Source organism: Vibrio sp. (assembly GCF_038138445.1).
Taxonomy (GTDB): Bacteria; Pseudomonadota; Gammaproteobacteria; order Enterobacterales; family Vibrionaceae; genus Vibrio.
In genome coordinates, this window is the sequence record NZ_JAYQDQ010000040.1 from 21,803 (window position 1) to 37,311 (window position 15,509).

The 15,509-nt window shown below is 42.6% G+C and carries 17 protein-coding genes; 12 read left to right on the forward strand and 5 right to left on the reverse strand.

Features of this window, described 5'->3' with window-relative positions; genetic code table 11:
- The first annotated feature begins 13 nt into the window (after window positions 1–13).
- The 3 genes from AAFM34_RS11805 to AAFM34_RS11815 all read left to right on the forward strand — a co-directional run bounded on the left by AAFM34_RS11805 (window position 14) and on the right by AAFM34_RS11815 (window position 1,968).
- Window positions 14–583 carry an LON peptidase substrate-binding domain-containing protein gene (locus AAFM34_RS11805; protein WP_341663086.1) on the forward strand — a complete coding sequence of 190 codons (570 nt, stop codon included), beginning with the start codon at window positions 14–16 and terminating at the stop codon, window positions 581–583.
- Window positions 584–724: 141 nt separating this feature from the next.
- Window positions 725–1,309 carry a sigma-70 family RNA polymerase sigma factor gene (locus AAFM34_RS11810; protein ID WP_341663088.1) on the forward strand — a complete coding sequence of 195 codons (585 nt, stop codon included), beginning with the start codon at window positions 725–727 and terminating at the stop codon, window positions 1,307–1,309.
- Window positions 1,306–1,968, forward strand: a complete 663-nt coding sequence (locus AAFM34_RS11815; RefSeq protein ID WP_341663090.1) for a ChrR family anti-sigma-E factor — start codon at window positions 1,306–1,308, stop codon at window positions 1,966–1,968. The genes AAFM34_RS11810 and AAFM34_RS11815 overlap by 4 nt, the downstream gene beginning before the upstream one ends.
- A gap of 51 nt (window positions 1,969–2,019) precedes the next feature.
- Here AAFM34_RS11815 and AAFM34_RS11820 read toward each other — a convergent pair whose 3' ends face one another.
- The 4 genes from AAFM34_RS11820 to AAFM34_RS11835 all read right to left on the reverse strand — a co-directional run bounded on the left by AAFM34_RS11820 (window position 2,020) and on the right by AAFM34_RS11835 (window position 5,901).
- A complete protein-coding gene (locus tag AAFM34_RS11820) occupies window positions 2,020–3,393 on the reverse strand; it encodes an MFS transporter (RefSeq protein WP_341663092.1) in 1,374 nt (457 codons plus the stop codon).
- Window positions 3,394–3,596: 203 nt separating this feature from the next.
- Window positions 3,597–4,154: a peptidylprolyl isomerase gene (locus AAFM34_RS11825; protein ID WP_341663094.1), complete on the reverse strand. Its 558-nt coding sequence runs from the start codon at window positions 4,152–4,154 to the stop codon at window positions 3,597–3,599.
- The gene (locus AAFM34_RS11830; protein ID WP_341663113.1) at window positions 4,154–4,723 is read right to left on the reverse strand and encodes a YajG family lipoprotein; all 570 of its coding nucleotides are present in this window, start codon (window positions 4,721–4,723) and stop codon (window positions 4,154–4,156) included. Before AAFM34_RS11830 ends, AAFM34_RS11825 begins: the two co-directional genes overlap by 1 nt.
- 47 nt (window positions 4,724–4,770) lie before the next feature.
- Window positions 4,771–5,901 carry a methyltransferase gene (locus AAFM34_RS11835; protein ID WP_341663096.1) on the reverse strand — a complete coding sequence of 377 codons (1,131 nt, stop codon included), beginning with the start codon at window positions 5,899–5,901 and terminating at the stop codon, window positions 4,771–4,773.
- Window positions 5,902–6,035: 134 nt separating this feature from the next.
- Between AAFM34_RS11835 and bolA the strand changes: the two genes are divergently transcribed.
- The 9 genes from bolA (at window position 6,036) to nqrM (ending at window position 14,031) form a co-directional block, all read left to right on the forward strand.
- Window positions 6,036–6,344 (forward strand): transcriptional regulator BolA, encoded by a 309-nt coding sequence (bolA, locus tag AAFM34_RS11840; protein WP_341663098.1) that lies wholly within the window; start codon window positions 6,036–6,038, stop codon window positions 6,342–6,344.
- A 440-nt stretch (window positions 6,345–6,784) separates the two neighbouring features.
- A complete protein-coding gene (locus tag AAFM34_RS11845) occupies window positions 6,785–8,125 on the forward strand; it encodes a Na(+)-translocating NADH-quinone reductase subunit A (RefSeq protein WP_341663100.1) in 1,341 nt (446 codons plus the stop codon).
- A gap of 5 nt (window positions 8,126–8,130) precedes the next feature.
- Complete coding sequence (locus AAFM34_RS11850; protein WP_341663102.1) at window positions 8,131–9,375, forward strand: NADH:ubiquinone reductase (Na(+)-transporting) subunit B; 1,245 nt, start codon at window positions 8,131–8,133, stop codon at window positions 9,373–9,375.
- On the forward strand, window positions 9,365–10,135 hold the full coding sequence (locus AAFM34_RS11855) for a Na(+)-translocating NADH-quinone reductase subunit C (protein ID WP_341663103.1): 771 nt from the start codon (window positions 9,365–9,367) through the stop codon (window positions 10,133–10,135). The genes AAFM34_RS11850 and AAFM34_RS11855 overlap by 11 nt, the downstream gene beginning before the upstream one ends.
- Window positions 10,135–10,767 (forward strand): NADH:ubiquinone reductase (Na(+)-transporting) subunit D, encoded by a 633-nt coding sequence (locus AAFM34_RS11860; RefSeq protein WP_114785190.1) that lies wholly within the window; start codon window positions 10,135–10,137, stop codon window positions 10,765–10,767. Before AAFM34_RS11855 ends, AAFM34_RS11860 begins: the two co-directional genes overlap by 1 nt.
- A gap of 7 nt (window positions 10,768–10,774) precedes the next feature.
- Window positions 10,775–11,371: an NADH:ubiquinone reductase (Na(+)-transporting) subunit E gene (gene nqrE, locus AAFM34_RS11865; protein ID WP_114785191.1), complete on the forward strand. Its 597-nt coding sequence runs from the start codon at window positions 10,775–10,777 to the stop codon at window positions 11,369–11,371.
- 33 nt (window positions 11,372–11,404) lie between these two features.
- Window positions 11,405–12,628 carry an NADH:ubiquinone reductase (Na(+)-transporting) subunit F gene (nqrF, locus tag AAFM34_RS11870; protein ID WP_341663106.1) on the forward strand — a complete coding sequence of 408 codons (1,224 nt, stop codon included), beginning with the start codon at window positions 11,405–11,407 and terminating at the stop codon, window positions 12,626–12,628.
- 144 nt (window positions 12,629–12,772) lie between these two features.
- Window positions 12,773–13,777: an FAD:protein FMN transferase gene (locus AAFM34_RS11875; protein WP_341663108.1), complete on the forward strand. Its 1,005-nt coding sequence runs from the start codon at window positions 12,773–12,775 to the stop codon at window positions 13,775–13,777.
- 20 nt (window positions 13,778–13,797) lie between these two features.
- Window positions 13,798–14,031, forward strand: a complete 234-nt coding sequence (gene nqrM, locus AAFM34_RS11880) for a (Na+)-NQR maturation NqrM (protein ID WP_114785194.1) — start codon at window positions 13,798–13,800, stop codon at window positions 14,029–14,031.
- A 300-nt stretch (window positions 14,032–14,331) separates the two neighbouring features.
- Here nqrM and AAFM34_RS11885 read toward each other — a convergent pair whose 3' ends face one another.
- Window positions 14,332–15,489, reverse strand: a complete 1,158-nt coding sequence (locus AAFM34_RS11885) for a hypothetical protein (protein WP_341663111.1) — start codon at window positions 15,487–15,489, stop codon at window positions 14,332–14,334.
- Between the last annotated feature and the right edge of the window lie 20 nt (window positions 15,490–15,509).

A 15,509-nucleotide genomic window follows, 5' to 3' on the forward strand; every position in this document is an offset into this window, starting at 1 on the left:
ATGGTAATAGATAGTGAAGGATCTTATGCTTTTCCCGCTCGGCTCTGTGCTACTCCCCGGCGGAAAAATGAAACTACGCATTTTTGAACCCAGATACAAGAGGCTCATCAAGCAAGCTTGTCAGGCAGATAACACGTTCGGAATTTGTTTGTACGATTCCAACGCAGAAAATGGTGAACCCGCGCTATCTGTTGTGGGGACACTTGCCGAGATTGTCGATTACGAAGTATTGGATGGCGGACTTTTAGGAGTCACTGTGGTTGGCACAAAGCGCTTTAGGATCGTTAAAGTGCGTTCTGAATATGATGGTTTGAGGCAAGCCAAAGTAGAATGGTTGGGCACTTGGACCTATTCAAAAATTAAAGTAGAACACCAGCACTTGAGTGAATACCTAAAAGATGTTTATCGCCGCTTTCCTCAGTTTTCTGCGCTTCACCCCGAATGTTTCTTCGACGATGCCAGTTGGGTGTGCCAGCGATGGCTAGAACTCCTCCCAGTCAAACAAAAAGAAGCGGACTTTCTACTTATGCAGAGTGATTGTCAGCAAGCTATAGAATTTTTATCTCAGTCGATTGAGAGCTAAACTTTCGATAAGGTAGAGCCCACCCACAGCTTAATTTGCTACAGACTAGCAATCTGCTGTTTGATCTATTGAACATGTATGTGATCACTTTGCTCTCTGGGCTCGTATATCAATTATTACAGCACGTTTAAGGAACTCGGCATGCTATCTAAAGACACTGAGTCATTTGCCAAGCAAGATTGGCGCGAGTGCATGGACAGGGTGAAAGAGCAAGACAAAGACGCTTTTTCTCTGGTTTTTAAGCATTTTGCACCGCGCCTCAAGCAATTTGCTTTCAAACACATGGGCAACGAGCAAGTCGCGCTTGAATTAGTTCAAGAAACGTTAACGACAGTTTGGCGTAAAAGCCAGCTGTTTGACGGAGCCAAAAGCTCGCTTTCCACATGGATATATACGATCGCTCGCAACCTGTGCTTTGATACCTTGAGAAAGCAGCGAGGGAAGGAGTTACACATACACTCAGAAGATATTTGGCCAGATGATTTTTGTCCGCCAGATAGAGTAGAAGACTATGCGCCTGAACATGAGATGCTTAAAGAACAAGTGGTCAAATTCTTGAGCGTATTACCAGAGTCACAAAGGAAAGTCGTACAAGCGGTGTATTTGGAAGAACTTCCTCATCAACAAGTTGCTGATATGTATGACATTCCGGTTGGGACGGTGAAATCAAGATTAAGGTTAGCCGTTGAAAAATTGCGTCACTCAATGGAGGTAGAGCGTTTATGAGCTATCATCCTCAACTACACATCCTCACAGCATATGCTGCGGGGGAACTCGATTCTGTAAATGGGTTTGCCATTGCGACTCACTTAGAGAGCTGCCCGGACTGCAAAGCGAAAGTGTTAGAACACGAACAGCACCTTGGTGAGCAGCTTAGCTTACTCCAAGGAAGTCAAGACGCAAGCTTTGACGCTATGTTTGCAAACATCGTTGATAATGAGCAAGACGTAATGCCGATGAAGCTATTTAGGAAGCCAATATCAATACAAGTCCATGGTAAGATATTTTCTCTGCCACTTTCCTTGTCTCGGTTTGAAAACAAAATTGGTGAATGGCGCAGTTATGGTGGAAAAGTTTTTAGTGCTCCAGTTGATGTCTGCGATTCAGTCAAAGTTAATCTACTTTACATCGCCGAAGGAGTAAAAATCCCCCAGCATACTCATAAAGGGGTTGAATCAACCTTGATTTTGCATGGCGGTTTCAGTGACGAGGCGGGGCATTATGAAGCAGGCGACTATTTAGTCAAAGATGGGTCAGACAAACATAGCCCTTTTACCAAAGACGGCGAAGATTGTTTATGCCTTACCGTTTTAACTGAGCCTATGATCTTCACTCAAGGGGTGGCGAGAATATTTAACTTATTTGGCAAAGGAATGTATCCATAGTATGCACATATTAGAAAGGCTTGGTGGTTCGACCAAGCCTTTTTTTAGGGCTTAACTTTGATTTTCTTCTCTGTCTTTTTGTTGAGCTTTTTTTAATAAGTCTGTGAAATGATGCCTGAGCGAATACAACATAATCAGACTCGGGACCACCATCAAACAGGTAATGATAAAGAACGTGGACCAATCGTTTAAGTAGTCGACTAACTCTCCACTGAAGGATGCGAGCGTTGTCCGGCCTAAATTGCCGAGTGATGCGAGCAATGCATACTGGGTCGCGGAAAAGGCTTGTCCAGTGAGAACGGTTAGGAAAGACACAAAGGCGACAGTGGAAAATGCCGTTGTGAAATTATCGACAATGATGGTTGCCAAGAAGAGTTGTTCGTTTGGTCCTACTGATGCGATCCAAGCAAACATTAAGTTGCTGGCTGACATAGTGATACCGCCAATCATCAACCCTCGAACAATACCAAATCTGACGTTGACCATGCTGCCTACTAAGGTGAATAAAGTCGTGAGTCCCCAGCCTATGAGCTTAGAGTAATAGCCAATCTGCTCATTTGAGAACCCGATTTCCTTGTAGAAAGTAATCGACATTCGGCCAAGGAAAGCTTCACCGATTTTAAATAAGAACACAAATAACAGCAATGTGAGTGCAACGCGTATTCCATTGCGTCTGAAAAAATCCAAGAAGGGTTCGATAACGGTAACGGTTAGCCAGGCCACAACACGACTGCCGACTAGGTGACTATGACGCTCTTCAGCCGCCGCTTGCAATTTCTCTCGTTCAGTTGTGGGCTCTCCAACCAAAAGAGTAAATAGCATAAGTACAGCAACTATGATTGCCATCCCATAGTAAACACCATTCCAACCTATGGTGTCTGCGTTGATAAATGCGACATAACCAGGTAGAGAATATCCTGTCCACCAACCCATTACCGCCATAGCCGAAGCTTGTGGCAATTTAGAGGAATCTGATTTTGGGAAAGTATCAATTCGAAAAGCGTCGATAGCAATATCTTGAGTGGCTGACGAAATGGCAATAGCAAGCGCTAGCATGGAAGTGAACAGTAAATTCTCTGCTGGGTCAACCCCTGCAATCCCCAATGTGCAAACTAAGACGAGTGATTGGCAAAAGAAAATCCAACTTCTGCGTTGTCCTAAGAATGTATGTAGTAGTGGAAGTTTTATTCGGTCAACCAGTGGTGCCCAAAGAAAATTAATTGCATAGACAGCAAAGACACTACCAAAATAGCCAATAGCAGCTCGTGTTAGACCTGCGTCTTTGAGCCAGCCAGACATATTTGATCCAATCAGTACCCAAGGAAAGCCACTCGAGCAGCCCAACATGAACACCCAGAGTAATCGTTTATCTAAGTAACTACGTAGAGTTGCTAGCCATGATGTGGAACAGGAATTGATTGACATGAACTCATCCTAATAGCTTTAAAATGTTTACGATGACACATAGCTTTAACTGCTATGGTCGAAGCTAAGTACTTGAGCTATTCAGTTCAAGTTATAGCGGCTAAAATTATTGCTTGGCCCTCGAAGGGCGAGATGATTATGTTCACTAATAACTTATTTATCAATAATAAACAGCTCTAACCAGTTAGGTTAGAGCTATAAACTCAAGGTATTAAACTGACATTAGTGATAATAATGGCAGTTTTAGGTACATCTCGAAAATTGCCTTTTGTCGTTGTAGGCACTTCACTCATTTTCTTTACGGTTTCAAAGCCTCTGGTGACTTTGCCAAACACAGCATAGCCAGCGGAAGGTTTTTGTTTGTCGTCGCTAAAATTTAGGTACTCATTATTGTTATAGTTAATAAAGAATTGTCGAGTGGCAGAGTTTGGATCACGAGTCCTAGCCATGGCTATAGTGGCTACTTCGTTTTTTAGCCCGTTTGACGCTTCATTTTTAATTGGACTGTATGTAGCTACAGGTTTCATGTCTTTGTCTAATCCACCACCTTGAGCCATAAAACCTGGAATTACTCGGTGAAGTTGTGTCCCTACATAACTTCCGTCTTTGACATATTTTACAAAATTCGCAACCGTAATTGGTGCTTTTTCTTTATCAAGTTCAACGGTAAATGCACCTAAGGTTGTTTCAAACACGACTTTAGGGCCAGCAAAAGCTAGGCTGCTAAAAAGTGTCATTGAGGCAATGATTGTCTTCCACATTAGAAGCGCTCCTGCATGTAATCTTTGAGCTCACGGTCGTTGGCGACTTCTTTTAACACTAGATTAGTGACATCGTTGAGTACCATGCCAATTTCATCATCAGATGCGCTCAATGCGCCATTTCTCTTGGCTGTCCCTGTGTAGGTTTTCACTAACTTACCTTTGGGTGTTTCAGCAGTGATTTCGAGTACGACCTTACCGTCCATCTCATTTGCCATGACCGAGTGTTTAACCGATACGAGAGCCTCTTGTATTTCAACACGAACCGAGTTCTCGCTATTAACTGTGCTGTTAAAACCTTGAGATTGAAATTGCTCTAATAATGCATTTTCAATGCTGATGCGAACATTTTGTCTTGAGTGAATTGGTTCAATGTTAGAGCGTCCGCTGTCGATCAATGCTACATATTGAGCCGAGCGAACATCCTTACTTGTGAGAGTAAAACTTGCATTTTGAACTAGATTGCTATTGCTCAGAACAGGCTGAGGCATAAAGTTTAGCTGTTCTTGTTGAGGGGAGGAACATGCAGTAAGTAACGCCACTGAGGCGGCTAGAACCAGTTTTCTCATCATAATTTCCTTTAACCGTAACTCTAATATAGAGACATGATAGTGAACTATTTAGTTGCCTGTAAAATAACAAATTTCTTATTTGAGGCGATAAGTTTGACTTTCGATTTACCAAACAACTTGGATAACTTTACATCGTAGCCGAGGTGTCGATTACCGATAACTAATAATTTGCCAGCATTGCAAAGAATATGCTTTGCATCACAGAACATTTGCCATGCTATGTGATCTGTAATGGCCTGTTGTTGATGAAAAGGTGGATTGCACAAAATCAGCTCTGCACTATTAGTTTGAAATCCATCGAGGCAATTATTGGTAACACATTTTACTTGTGTATCAGGACCAAGAGCATCGAGTAGATTTTCCTTTGCAGAAGCTGTAGCCATGTAGCTTTCGTCTACACATGTAATGCTTATGTCGGGGTTATCGAGTCCTAGTTTTACTGATAGCACGCCGTTGCCACATCCAAGATCGATGACTCGCTCTGTTGTTAAGTCTTTCGGTAAATGCTCGAGCATAAAGCGAGCACCTTGGTCGAGCTTTTCTCCAGAGTAGACATTGGGCAAGTTCTTCAGTTCAAATTTATGCGGCTCAACTTTCCATTTAGTGACGGGATCGACAGCAATAGCGTTAGGAGCATCAGGGGTAGAAAAAACTAAGCGGTGCTTCTTCCAAGCGAGAGATGTATGAGTACTTCCAAGATATCTTTCGAACAATTTGAGTGTTGAAGAATGGATTTCTTTTGCTTTATTCACCGCAATGACAGGTACATTTTTACCCAAACTTAGCCTTAATTGATTCAACTGCCACGTAAGATGGCGATTGCTTCTTGGGATCTGCATAAGGACGTAATCTAGGTTTTCTGGGATATTGTCTAGAGTGTTACACAAGGTGATACTTTTACTTTGATTATTCGCTAGGTTTTCCAGTATGCCTTGGTGAGCAATATGAGAGTCACTCATTAAGGTGATGTTGTGGTTGAGGGTAAACCAGCAGCTCAGTGCACCAAAACTATCATTGAGAATCAAAATATGTTTGCCAGAGGCAATATTCAATTCTTCCATATAGTTAATGAGGTATTCATCTCCTGCATCCCAAGCTTGAAGTGTGTCATTATCCCTTCTAGGGTAGCGATGAAGGGTCAAAGTGCGTTGGTGAAGCGCAAGTTTAGTTTTCATATTTATAATGGTATGGAAATGTATGATATAAATTGTCGCAGAAGCAGAGGGTAGTTAAAACTAAAACCTTTAGCTTTATCTATAAGAGGAGTATCATTTGTGGTCAGGGACAATTCGTATTTTAGGTTGCAATAATGGTACATGAAACAATAGAAGCTAAACTCTCGGACTATTTCAAGCCTCAGTACCTTGAGGTATTAAATGAAAGTTATATGCATAATGTACCAGAAGGTTCAGAAAGCCATTTTAAAGTCATCATCGTCAGTGAAAAGTTTGCAGGACAGAGGCTGATTGGCCGACATCGTCAGGTCAACCAAGTTTTGGCAGATGAACTCGCAAATCATATCCACGCACTCTCAATCCATACCTACACAACAGAAGAGTGGAATAAACAAAATCAAGTAGCTCCAGATAGCCCAATGTGTTTAGGCGGATCCAAGTAGTATAGCGTATTATAAAAGCCTTAGTGTTAAGTTATATTTTCTTGGTTATAAATTAACCAAGTTTTTAACGCTAAATATACAAATACATGGCTTGATTAGTTCGATTGCTAAGTGTTTCATACTATGAATAAAATAAAGCATTATGAGGCGTGTGGTTATTGCTGTTTGTGCGGTGGTTCAAACTTATGACCAATACTTAACCTTTTAAACTCAAATCCTTCGAAATATATATCTGATTCCTTTCTTTGGTCATAGCGTATACTTCTAAAAAGATGATAGACTACCGCACCTGATAAATCTCGACTAAATTTGTAGCGAGGTTTTTAATAGGATGTTGCGATTTTGGTGTTTTAAACAGCATCAAAACCGGACACTAATGTCGTGTCTAAAAGTTACGCAATCAATGAATCTTTTTCCCGATAAAAGTAGTGCAAGTGCGTATGATTACAATAAAGAAGGGTTTGGACCTGCCTATCGCAGGAGCTCCTACCCAGGTGATTAATGATGGTAAAACCATCAAGAAAGTCGCCTTGCTTGGCGAAGAGTACGTCGGCATGCGTCCTACCATGCATGTTCGCGTAGGTGATGAAGTAAAAAAAGCTCAAGTTCTTTTTGAAGACAAGAAGAATCCGGGCGTGAAATTTACTTCACCAGCAAGTGGTAAAGTGGTCGAGATTAACCGTGGCGCTAAACGTGTCCTTCAATCCGTTGTGATCGAAGTGGCAGGTGAAGAGCAGGTTAAGTTCGATAAGTTTGAAGCAGGACAAATAGCTGGAATTGGCCGTGATGTGGTTAAAACTCAGCTTGTTGATTCTGGTCTTTGGACAGCTTTGCGTACTCGTCCCTTTAGCAAGGTTCCAGCTATTGAATCTTCTACACAGGCAATTTTTGTTACTGCTATGGATACTAATCCATTGGCGGTTCAGCCTGAGTTGGTCATTAATGAACAGCAGGAAGCATTCATTGCAGGTCTGGATGTACTTTCAACTTTGACTGATGGCAAAGTTTACGTTTGTAAAGCCGGTACCAGTCTTCCTCGTTCTTCTCAAAGTAATGTTGAGGAACATGTTTTCGATGGCCCCCACCCAGCAGGACTCGCTGGCACTCACATGCATTTCCTGTATCCAGTAAATGCAGACAATGTTGCTTGGAGTATTAATTATCAGGATGTGATTGCATTCGGTAAGCTGTTCCTGACAGGTGAGCTCTACTCAGAGCGTGTTATTTCTCTTGCTGGCCCTGTTGTTAATAACCCCCGCTTAATTCGCACCGTTCAGGGAGCAAACGTTGCTGACCTAACGGATGGTGAATTAATGCCAGGTGAAGTTCGTATTATCTCAGGCTCAGTTCTGTCAGGAACTCAGGCTTCTGGTCCGCACGCTTATCTTGGTCGCTATCATGCGCAGATCTCAGTGTTACGTGAAGGTCGCGATAAAGAGCTGTTCGGTTGGGCAACGCCTGGTAAGAATAAGTTCTCGATAACACGTGCCTACTTAGGTCATATTTTCAAAGGTCAGTTGTTTAACATGACAACGACGACCAATGGTAGTGATCGCTCTATGGTGCCGATTGGCAACTATGAACGTATTATGCCTTTGGATATGGAACCTACTTTGCTACTTCGCGATCTATGTGCGGGCGATACTGACAGTGCTCAAGCACTAGGTGCGCTAGAACTGGATGAAGAAGATCTAGCACTGTGTACCTTTGTATGTCCGGGTAAGTATGAGTACGGAGCATTGCTTCGTGAATGCCTAGACACGATCGAGAAGGAAGGGTGATTTTCATGGCTCTTAAAAAGTATCTTGAAGACATTGAACATCATTTTGAGCCTGGCGGTAAGCATGAAAAATGGTTTGCGCTGTACGAAGCTGTTGCGACAGTATTCTACACTCCAGGTCTAATTACTAAGAAAAGCTCACATGTTCGTGACAGCGTTGACCTAAAACGTATCATGATCATGGTTTGGCTTGCGGTTTTCCCTGCGATGTTCTGGGGAATGTATAACGCCGGTGGCCAAGCAGTAGCGGCTTTGAATCATATGTATGCTGGTGATGAGCTTGCCTCAATTGTTGTTGGCAACTGGCACTACTGGCTGACGGAAATGCTCGGCGGTACTCTTGCAGCCGATGCAGGCTGGGGCAGTAAAATGCTCTTGGGTGCGACTTACTTCCTACCTATTTATGCAACAGTATTTGTTGTTGGTGGTTTTTGGGAAGTACTTTTCTGTATGGTGCGTAAGCACGAAGTTAACGAAGGTTTCTTTGTGACTTCCATTTTGTTCGCACTCATTGTTCCTCCAACGCTTCCTCTGTGGCAAGCAGCCCTCGGTATTACCTTCGGTGTTGTGGTTGCTAAAGAGATCTTTGGTGGTACAGGTCGTAACTTCTTAAACCCTGCGCTTGCTGGTCGTGCGTTCTTGTTCTTTGCTTACCCAGCACAAATTTCCGGAGACGTAGTTTGGACTGCTGCTGATGGTTTCTCTGGTGCAACAGCTTTGAGTCAGTGGGCTCAAGGTGGTAACGGTGCTTTAATGAATACCGTTACCGGTGCTCCAATTACTTGGATGGATGCGTTTATTGGTAACATTCCAGGTTCTATCGGTGAAGTGTCTACGTTAGCGCTAATGATTGGTGCTGCAATGATCGTATATATGCGCATTGCATCGTGGAGAATCATCGCTGGTGTCATGATTGGTATGATTGCAACAGCAACATTATTCAATCTAGTCGGCTCAGATACAAACCCAATGTTCAATATGCCATGGCATTGGCACCTAGTTTTGGGTGGTTTTGCATTCGGTATGTTCTTTATGGCGACAGATCCAGTATCTGCTTCGTTCACTAACAATGCCAAATGGTGGTACGGAATACTTATTGGTTTGATGTGTGTGTTGATTCGTGTTGTGAATCCGGCTTACCCAGAAGGGATGATGCTTGCGATTCTATTTGCGAACCTGTTTGCACCTTTGTTCGACCATATAGTTATCGAGAAGAACATCAAGCGGAGATTAGCACGTTATGGCAAGTAATAACGACAGCATTAAAAAGACGCTGGGTGTTGTTATCGGGTTGAGCCTTGTTTGTTCAATCATAGTATCAACAGCCGCTGTAGGTTTGCGAGATCAACAAAAAGCGAACGCTGTGCTGGATAAGCAAACTAAAATTATCGAAGTTGCTGGTATCGATACTGATGGAAAAAAAGTCCCTGAGCTTTTCTCTGAATTTATCGAAGCGCGTTTGGTTGATTTCAAAACTGGTGATTTTGTTGACGGCGACGCTGCAACATATGACCAGCGTAAAGCAGCTAAAGATCCAGCCACGTCAATTAAGTTAAGTCCTGACGAAGACCAAGCTAAGATACTTCGACGAGCTAATGTAGGTACTATTTATCTCGTTAAGAAGGGCGATACTGTTTCTCGGGTTATTATACCTGTTCATGGTAACGGCCTATGGTCAATGATGTACGCTTTTGTTGCCGTAGAAACAGATGGCAACACAGTATCAGGAATTACCTATTACGAGCAAGGTGAAACACCTGGACTTGGTGGTGAGGTTGAAAACCCATCATGGAGAGCTCAGTGGGTCGGCAAGAAATTGTTCGATGAAAACCACAAGCCTGCGATTAAAGTCGTTAAAGGTGGTGCTCCAGCGGGTTCTGAGCATGGTGTCGATGGTCTATCTGGGGCAACACTAACCAGTAATGGCGTTCAACACACATTTGACTTCTGGTTAGGAGACATGGGTTTTGGCCCGTTCCTAGCAAAAGTTCGTGACGGAGGTCTGAACTAATGTCTAGTGCACAAAACGTTAAAAAGAGCATTTTAGCGCCTGTATTGGATAACAACCCAATTGCGCTTCAGGTTCTTGGTGTATGTTCTGCGCTTGCAGTAACAACCAAACTGGAAACAGCATTTGTTATGACGCTAGCAGTAACCTTTGTAACTGCTATGTCTAACTTTTTTGTTTCTTTGATCCGTAACCATATTCCAAATAGTGTGCGTATTATTGTCCAAATGGCAATTATCGCCTCTCTTGTTATCGTGGTTGACCAAATACTTAAAGCCTATCTTTACGATATTTCCAAACAGCTTTCGGTATTCGTAGGTCTTATCATAACCAACTGTATCGTAATGGGCCGTGCGGAAGCATTCGCAATGAAATCAGCACCACTACCTTCTTTCATTGATGGTATCGGTAATGGTTTAGGTTATGGTTTCGTTCTTATCACTGTTGGTTTCTTCCGCGAATTGCTTGGCTCAGGCAAGCTATTTGGTATTGAAGTACTGCCTCTAGTGAGCAATGGTGGTTGGTATCAGCCTAACGGTTTGATGCTACTTGCCCCATCTGCGTTCTTCTTAATCGGCTTCCTGATTTGGGCAATCCGTATTCTTAAGCCAGAACAAGTAGAAGCGAAGGAGTAAGAGAGTCATGGAACATTACATTAGTCTGTTAGTTAAATCGATTTTTATCGAGAACATGGCTTTGTCCTTCTTCTTGGGTATGTGTACTTTCCTTGCCGTATCTAAGAAAGTAAAGACCTCTTTCGGTCTTGGGGTTGCTGTTGTTGTTGTACTGACTATCGCAGTACCTGTAAATAACTTAGTATACAACCTAGTTCTTAAAGAGAATGCCTTGGTTGCTGGAGTTGACCTTAGCTTCCTAAACTTCATTACCTTTATCGGTGTTATCGCGGCTCTAGTACAGATCCTAGAAATGGTGTTGGACCGCTTTTTCCCACCTTTGTATAACGCGCTTGGTATCTTCCTGCCATTGATCACAGTGAACTGTGCGATCTTTGGTGGTGTGTCCTTTATGGTCCAGCGTGATTACAACTTCGCGGAATCTGTCGTTTATGGATTCGGCTCAGGTGTGGGCTGGATGCTAGCGATTGTCGCTCTTGCAGGTATCCGAGAGAAAATGAAGTATTCTGATGTACCTCCAGGTTTGCGTGGTCTTGGCATCACGTTTATATCGGTAGGTTTAATGGCGTTAGGCTTTATGTCTTTCTCTGGTGTTCAACTGTAAGTCGGGTAAACCGCAACAATAAAGGAATAGTCAATGGATATTATTCTTGGTGTAGTGATGTTTACTCTGATTGTACTGGCTTTAGTACTAGTGATTCTTTTCGCTAAATCTAAGCTTGTACCAACAGGTGACATTACAATTTCTGTTAACGATGACCCATCATTGGCCATCGTTACACAACCAGGTGGTAAATTATTGAGTGCACTAGCAGGTGCTGGCGTATTCGTATCTTCTGCCTGTGGCGGTGGTGGCTCTTGTGGTCAGTGCCGTGTGAAAATTAAATCAGGTGGTGGTGACATCTTGCCTACCGAGCTTGACCATATTACAAAAGGTGAAGCGCGTGAAGGTGAACGTTTAGCCTGTCAGGTTGCAATGAAAACTGACATGGATATTGAACTTCCTGAAGAGATTTTTGGTGTTAAAAAGTGGGAGTGTTCTGTTATTTCTAACGATAACAAAGCAACTTTCATTAAAGAGCTAAAGCTTCAGATCCCTGATGGTGAGTCAGTACCTTTCCGTGCTGGCGGATACATTCAGATTGAAGCGCCAGTGCATCACGTTAAGTACGCGGATTACGATATTCCTGATGAGTATCGTGAGGATTGGGATAAGTTTAATTTGTTCCGTTATGAATCTAAGGTTGATGACGAAACTATTCGTGCTTATTCAATGGCTAACTATCCGGAAGAAGAAGGCATAATTATGCTTAATGTCCGTATTGCTACGCCTCCGCCGAACAATCCTGACGTACCACCTGGCATTATGTCTTCGTATATCTGGTCACTAAAAGAAGGTGATAAGTGTACAATTTCAGGGCCGTTTGGTGAGTTCTTTGCTAAAGACACTGACAATGAAATGGTATTTGTTGGTGGTGGTGCAGGTATGGCACCAATGCGTTCTCATATCTTTGACCAACTGAAGCGTCTCAAATCTTCACGTAAGATGTCTTTCTGGTACGGTGCTCGTTCTAAGCGAGAAATGTTCTACGTAGAAGACTTCGATGGATTGCAAGCAGAGAACGACAACTTTGTATGGCACTGTGCTCTGTCTGATCCAATGCCCGAAGATAATTGGGATGGCTATACAGGCTTCATTCACAACGTTCTGTATGAAAACTATCTTAAGGATCATGAAGCGCCTGAAGACTGTGAGTACTACATGTGTGGTCCACCAATGATGAATGCTGCTGTTATCGGTATGCTGAAAGACCTTGGTGTAGAGGATGAAAATATCCTACTCGATGACTTTGGTGGTTAACACTTTAAGTTATTGATATGTATGGCTGGCCTACAAGGTCAGCCATTATTTTTTCCTACGCTGTAATTTAAAAGTGATGATAGAAGATGAATCTTGAATCCAGATTTATATACTATCTTCATTTCGTTATAAGGAGTCAAACAAGTGAAAAAATGGCTTGTTGTTTTTGCTTCTCTGTTCATTATTGCTGGCTGTGAAAAGCCCGTTGATCAAGTCCATCTTAGTGGCCCTACTATGGGCACGACATACAACATTAAATACATTGTTGCCGAAGGCCAGCCCACTCCTGATGTGGTACAGAAAGAAGTCGATCGCTTACTTGAGCAAGTGAATGATCAGATGTCGACCTATCGAACTGATTCTGAATTAAGTCTTTTTAATCAAAGTGAAAGCTCGCAACCTTTTGAAGTTTCGCCGCAAACGGCAACTGTGGTGAAAGAGGCTATCCGTCTTAATAATCTGACATTGGGTGCTTTGGATGTCACGGTTGGTCCATTGGTGAACCTATGGGGCTTTGGCCCTGAAGCACGTCCTGAAGTGGTGCCAAGTGACAATGAGCTTGAAAAACGTAAAGCAGAGACGGGAATTGAGCACTTAAGTGTAAATGGTAATGCGCTGTCGAAAGATATTCCAAACTTGTATGTTGACCTTTCTACTATTGCAAAAGGTTGGGGAGTTGATGTTGTGGCTGATTACATCCAGTCACAAGGTATTGAAAACTACATGGTTGAAGTGGGTGGCGAAATGCGACTTAAAGGCGTCAATCGAGAAGGTGTTAAATGGCGAATAGCGATAGAGAAGCCCACGGTTGATGAGCGAGCCATACAGGAAATCATCGAACCAGGAGATATGGCGATTGCCACATCAGGTGATTATCGCAATTACTTCGAAAAAGAAGGTGTGAGATACTCCCATATAATTAATCCACAAACGGGGAAACCCATTAACCATAAAGTTGTTTCTGTTACTGTACTCGATAAATCCTCTATGACGGCTGATGGTCTAGCAACGGGCTTAATGGTGCTTGGAGAGGATAAAGGTATGAAGGTCGCTAACGACAATAATATACCCGTATTTATGATTGTAAAATCGAGTGATGGCTTCATAGAACTGGCGTCAGACGCGTATAAGCCATATATTAATAAATAATAATTAGTGAGTATGTTGTTATGAGTACATTTCTGATCACCTTTGGTGTGTTTATCGCCTTTATAACGGCCATGTCTGTCGGTTATATCTTTCAAAAGAAAGTGGTGAAAGGCAGCTGCGGCGGGCTAGGGGCTGTTGGTGTAGATAAAGTATGCAATTGTCCCGAGCCTTGCGATGCACGTAAAAAGCGCGAAGCAAGAGAAGCGCTCAGAGCTGAAAAGCTGGCCGCATGGGAAAAAGACCGCATAGCATAGAACACATGAGCCCGACTAATCGTCGGGCTTTTTCATTTCCAGATCTGACTTATCTATCCTCAAACTTTGTCGTAAAAGATCTCTGCCAACTTATCATTATCAATGACAGCTTATCTAGACACGCTTAGGTTGCTGTTAGAGGACAACTAAGATCGAAACTTTTACATTAAAGATTGAAACTTTTTGGGGTTTATTTGGCTGCTTATCTTGGTGCCCTAGCTGATTTTTGGACAGAAATCGTTTGGTGATATTCATCTACATGACTCGAGTCAGATTAGAAAAAGTATCCAGATAGGTAGGCTAGTAATAAATATGGACCTGAGCTTGAATCTCTACGCTGCCATTCTCATCTTTAAAGTCGAACTCGAAGGTGTCTCGCAGGTGTTCATGTAAGGATCCAGTCCCTTCTATTGTTGGTGAGTAAATGGTGGCTATGGGTTGGGTAGCTTCCATGTCGAAGGGGAAGTAGGAGTTTAATCCAGTGTCAGTGTAAATAAGGTGTTTATTTACTTTATTTAAATCCGCCCTTGGTTTGTCTTTTGCCCAAGTCTCCCAATCGTGTTTGGTTATGATGATTAATTTGTCATCGTTGCAATCAGACAGGCTTAATGTCTCAAGAGCGAGCCCATTTTCCTTTATTTGTTTGAAAGCGAGGTGGTTGTGAATTCTCTCTATGACTCCTCTGGCGTTAAACGAGTAATGCACATCGTTATTGTCTAGGAACGTCGCTCTGCTCTCTGTAGGCATGTTGAATACGATGGGGTCTTGCTTTGATTGGATAAGGGATACGTGTTCTAGTAGCGGTATTCGTCTTGAGCGACTTTCTGGATAAGCAGCTACAGCATCCATGTATCTAGCCTTTAGTTCGTCGCTAAGAGGTTGAGTAGTGATGATGTTCTCTAGTTGAGCAGACAAGTATTTTTCAATTTCATCAATGATAATCAGAGACGATTTATGAAACTCGCTCTCCTCGTGCATTATGCTGAAGTGCTTACAAAAGGCGTGAGAATACTCTTTGGACTTAACGTAGTATTTTATGTATGGGATAGCTGACTGAATTTTTCTGACATTTTTTATCGTGCGCTCAGTAAGTGTTATTGCTGAGGTTATTTTGTTCACTCCATTACGCAATGACTCACTTGGGTTTTGAATTCTCCAGCGGTAGAGAATGTACATGATTAAGATAGGGACAGCTCTTTGATAAGAGTTTGCGAGCTCTTCCGAGTTGAAAGAGCTAAATCCGTGGCTTTTTCCAAGCTGTTCCAGAATGTGACTCAACGAGCAGGGCAGTACATCAAAACCAAGTCTATTTGCTGTCGAGTGTGCAGGGCTAAAACTTTCAAAGCAACTAATAATGTGCCCCCACAAGTTATCTTTAGCGAGGGTAGTTATTGCGTATTGAGCGGTGCTTCTGGACGCTATTCCCTGAGGGATCCCCTCATAAATCCGCCAGTGCATAGCCATCTTTTAAGAGCTGC